Origin of the sequence: Nocardia sp. NPDC004604, assembly GCF_040609795.1 — a bacterium.
Lineage (GTDB): Bacteria > Actinomycetota > Actinomycetes > Mycobacteriales > Mycobacteriaceae > Nocardia.
In genome coordinates, this window is the sequence record NZ_JBEXLC010000331.1 from 1 (window position 1) to 1,526 (window position 1,526).

1 protein-coding gene and 1 pseudogene are annotated in these 1,526 nt (G+C 62.5%); both read right to left on the reverse strand.

From position 1 onward, the window contains the following. Positions 1-1,153: pseudogene (locus ABZW16_RS43920) on the reverse strand (DNA-directed RNA polymerase subunit beta'); the annotation flags it as partial. 139 nt (positions 1,154-1,292) lie between these two features. Continuing rightward, a partial coding sequence (locus tag ABZW16_RS43925; protein ID WP_195154422.1) for a hypothetical protein occupies positions 1,293-1,526 on the reverse strand: 234 nt, incomplete at its 5' end.

Genomic DNA, 1,526 nt, shown 5'->3' on the forward strand with positions numbered 1-1,526 from the left:
GCATTATTATGTTTAGACGCAACCACTGGTCAAAATGCACTATCACAAGCACGTTCATTCCCCTCGGCGCGCCCGAGATCATCAGTCGCTTGAGGCGGTTGTTGCGGTTGATCACGCGGCGGTACAGGTCGTTCAGGTCGGAGGTGGCGAAACGGCCACCGTCGAGCTGAACCATCGGGCGCAGCTCCGGCGGGATCACCGGAACGGCGTCGAGCACCATGCCCATGGGCGAGTTGCCGTTGGTCTGGAAGGCCGCGACAACCTTGAGCCGCTTGAGCGCGCGCAGCTTCTTCTGGCCCTTACCGCTGCGGATGGTCTCCCGCAGGTTCTCGGCCTCGGCGTCGATGTCGAAGTTCTCCATCAGCTTCTGGATGGACTCTGCACCCATGGCGCCGGTGAAGTACTCGCCGTACCGGTCGATCAGCTCGCGGTAGAGGATCTCGTCCACGATGAGCTGCTTGACCGACAGCTTGGTGAAGGTGGTCCAGATCTCCTCGAGCCGGTCCAGTTCGCGCTGGGCGCGGTCGCGGAGCTGACGCATCTCGCGCTCGCCACCGTCCTTGACCTTGCGGCGCACATCGGACTTGGCACCCTCGGCCTCGAGCTCGGCCAGATCGGCCTCGAGCTTCTGGGCGCGGGCCTCCAGGTCGGCGTCGCGCTGATCGGCGACGGCCTTCTTCTCGACCTCCATCTCGGCCTCGAGCGTGGAGAGCTCGTTGTGACGCAGCTCCTCGTCGACGCCGACGATGACGTAGGCGGCGAAGTAGATGATCTTTTCCAGATCCTTCGGCGCCAGGTCGAGCAGGTACCCGAGGCGCGAGGGCACGCCCTTGAAGTACCAGATGTGGGTAACCGGCGCGGCCAGCTCGATGTGGCCCATCCGCTCGCGGCGCACCTTGGCGCGAGTCACCTCGACGCCACAGCGCTCACAGATGATGCCCTTGAAGCGGACGCGCTTGTACTTACCGCAGTAGCACTCCCAGTCCCGGGTGGGACCGAAGATCTTCTCGCAGAACAAGCCGTCCTTCTCCGGCTTGAGCGTACGGTAGTTGATGGTCTCCGGCTTCTTGACCTCGCCGAAGGACCACTGCCGAATGTCCTCGGCGGTGGCAAGGCCGATCCGGAGTTCATCGAAGAAGTTGACGTCTAGCACGTAACTTCCTTTCCCCTATTCGGGTCGAATTCGAGCAAAAGTTCACTAGTTGGTGTTACGCGGAGCCGAATGCCGTTCTGATCCTTTCGAGCGACCTGCAAGCAATCGCTACCGGGGGGAACGGCATTCGACCTACCGCCTAGTTCGCCAGATCGTCGACGGTGGCGGCTTCGTTCCTGGACAGGTTGATGCCCAGGTTCGCGGCCGCACGCTCCAGATCCTCGTCGTCGCCATCGCGCATCTCGATCGCCGCGCCGTCCGAAGACAGCACCTCGACGTTGAGGCACAGTGACTGGAGTTCCTTGAGGAGCACCTTGAACGATTCCGGGATGCCCGGCTCCGGAATGTTCTCGCCCTTGACGATCGCCTCGTA